This is a genomic window from Nostoc sp. CHAB 5715 (genome assembly GCF_020829685.1).
In the GTDB taxonomy this organism is placed as follows: domain Bacteria; phylum Cyanobacteriota; class Cyanobacteriia; order Cyanobacteriales; family Nostocaceae; genus Nostoc.
On the sequence record NZ_JAIVFR010001019.1, the window covers coordinates 1 to 2,534 of the forward strand.

Annotated in this window: 3 protein-coding genes; 2 read left to right on the forward strand and 1 reads right to left on the reverse strand. The window is 42.9% G+C overall.

Annotation, left to right across the window (positions count from 1 at the left end):
* A partial coding sequence (locus LC574_RS35215; RefSeq protein ID WP_229458264.1) for a PAS domain-containing protein occupies positions 1 to 387 on the reverse strand: 387 nt, incomplete at its 3' end.
* Between the two features lie 738 nt (positions 388 to 1,125).
* On the opposite strand from LC574_RS35215, the gene ada reads away from it, so the two are divergent.
* Together ada and LC574_RS35225 are read left to right on the forward strand one after the other, a co-directional pair.
* On the forward strand, positions 1,126 to 2,202 hold the full coding sequence (gene ada / locus LC574_RS35220) for a bifunctional DNA-binding transcriptional regulator/O6-methylguanine-DNA methyltransferase Ada (RefSeq protein WP_229458265.1): 1,077 nt from the start codon (positions 1,126 to 1,128) through the stop codon (positions 2,200 to 2,202).
* A 33-nt stretch (positions 2,203 to 2,235) separates the two neighbouring features.
* Positions 2,236 to 2,534 (forward strand): hypothetical protein (locus tag LC574_RS35225; protein ID WP_229458266.1); only part of this gene is annotated, 299 nt, incomplete at its 3' end.

The window sequence follows — 2,534 nt, forward strand, 5'->3', positions numbered from 1 at the left end:
ATTCCAAAGAAAATCACCTGCTTCTTGTAGTTCCGGTTGCGAAGTAGCTTGAATCCACTTAATCCCACTAGGCGTAATGATCCGACCTTCCCAATGCCAGGATGTAATATTTGTAGTACAAAAAGCTATAGATTCTGTAAAAGCTTTTATATCCTGTGGATGAATCATTTTGTATAGCACCCGAAAGTCTTTCTGTATAGCTTCTGGTTCTAATTCATACAAATATTCACAACCAGAACTAATATAAAGGACTAACACAGAACCATCCTGCTGTTGCAGAACTTGGAAAATCAATCCTGGTAAATTGACAGCAAGTTTTGAGAGCAAGTTAATAGCCCCTTGCTGACAATTTGGTGTATACAGCGATTTGACAACGGTTTCATCCACTCTTTGACCCTTTGATACACAAGCTATTGATGTACAATTAAAAGCCAGAATAACCAACTTAACAGTTTTGATTCTGTAAGCATAATCGCTAACAGAATAAAAAGCGCACCTTCTTTCAGAGTAGTTCCTGATGAGGCGATCGCATTCCCCCAATCGGGTGAACCATTTACTAGGGGGAAAATCAGTTCAGGAGTGCTGTTAGCGGATAGCTATGGTTGAGCCAGTGCTGAGTTACCGAAAGAGCGAAATGCAAAGATTAAAGTAAGGACGTATTTGGAAGATAATAATTATGTTACAAGATTATGATAATTGAATTTAACGAATAGCCCAGACAATTACTTCCAAAAACTGTTTGAGAACCATCTCATCATTCAAAGCAGAAAAGGGAATATAGGAATCATATTTGATTTCTGAAAAAACTCCGTATACATCGAAAAGCTTCCAGCCCTACTCCCTACTCCCTATTCCCTACTCCCCACCTACGCAAATAAGTTCAAGAATCAAACCGGATTACTATATACCAGTTGACCTAATTTAAGGTTCCCGGTTTCATTGAGCAGTAAACACCCATTCAGCGAGTTGGTACATTAAAAAACTGAGATAATCAACTTTGATCGCAACAATCAGATAGAAAATAGTTTATTGATACATTTAATCTAGTTTTACCTAATAGCAGAAACTAATAATGCATATTCCAAAGTAGAAATACTTTGTAATACTACATCTAAGGAGACATAAATGCAATTACAACAGATAACAGTTTTAGAAGAAACTCTTTGGCAAGCAGTTCTGAATCGAGATCCCACAATTGACGGCAAGTTTTTCTACAGTGTTCGCTCTACAGCCGTTTATTGCCGACCTATTTGCCCTAGTCGCAGACCAAATCGCAATCAAGTTTGTTTCTTTGAGTCGGCACAAGAGGCTGAAAATGCAGGTTTTCGACCTTGTAAGCGCTGTCAGCCACAATTTGAAACAGTTCCAAATCCGGCTCAGGCGAAAGTTTTAGCAGCATGTCGATACATTGAAGCACAAGGCGATCGCATCCCAACCCTCTCAGAATTATGCTCTCAGGTGGGAATGAGTCGCAGTTATCTGCAAAAAGTATTCAAGCAAATAATTGGCGTATCGCCTTTTGAATATGCAGATGCGCTGCGTAGCCAACGATTGAAGCAGCGTCTTCAGTCAGGCGAGGAAATTGCTCATGCAGTTTACGATACGGGGTATGGTTCAAGTAGCCAAGTGTATGAAAAAGCACTTAAAAAACTGGGAATGACACCAAAGACTTACCAACAAGCTGGAAAGACAATCAGCATTGTCTATGCGATCGCTCCATCTCCACTAGGATATTTGCTTGTGGCAACAACACACAAGGGTATCTGCGCCGTTAAACTAGGTGATGAAGCAGACAAACTTGAACATACTTTGATCGAGGAATTTCACCAAGCGGACATCATGCGTGATGACCAGACACACAAGGAATGGATACAAGCAATCCTCAATTTTATTGCCAAAGGCGAGGCACATCTCGATTTACCACTTGATATCCGTGGGACAGCATTTCAGAAACAAGTCTGGGAAGCATTACAAAAAATTCCTTATGGCCAAACCCGCACTTACACTGATATCGCCCGTAATATTGCCAAACCCCAGGCAGTCCGCGCTGTAGGTAATGCTTGTGGAGCTAATCCGATCGCGCTGATTGTACCATGTCACCGTGTGCTGCGGGGTGATGGCAGTCTTGGCGGTTATCGCTGGGGAATTGAGCGCAAACAAAAACTGCTTACACAAGAGTCAGAGCGCTGCACGCAAGACTAGGGATTGGGAGGTTTGATGTTCTGAGGTTCTGAGGTGGATGAACGGAGTTCTGAAGTGGATGAACGGAGTTCTGAGGTGGATGAACGGAGTTCTGAGGTGGATGAACGGAGTTCTGAGGTGGATGAACGGAGTTCTGAGGTGGATGAACGGAGTTCTGAAGTTGATGAACGGAGTTCTGAGGTGGATGAACGGAGTTCTGAGGTGGATAAAAAACTCCACCCACAAGGGGATGGAGTTTTTGGGCATGGGAAATGGGGCATGGGGCATGGGGAAGAAGCTACCAATGCCCTATGCCCTATGCCCCAAGCGACGGGGCGACTATCCCGGAACAC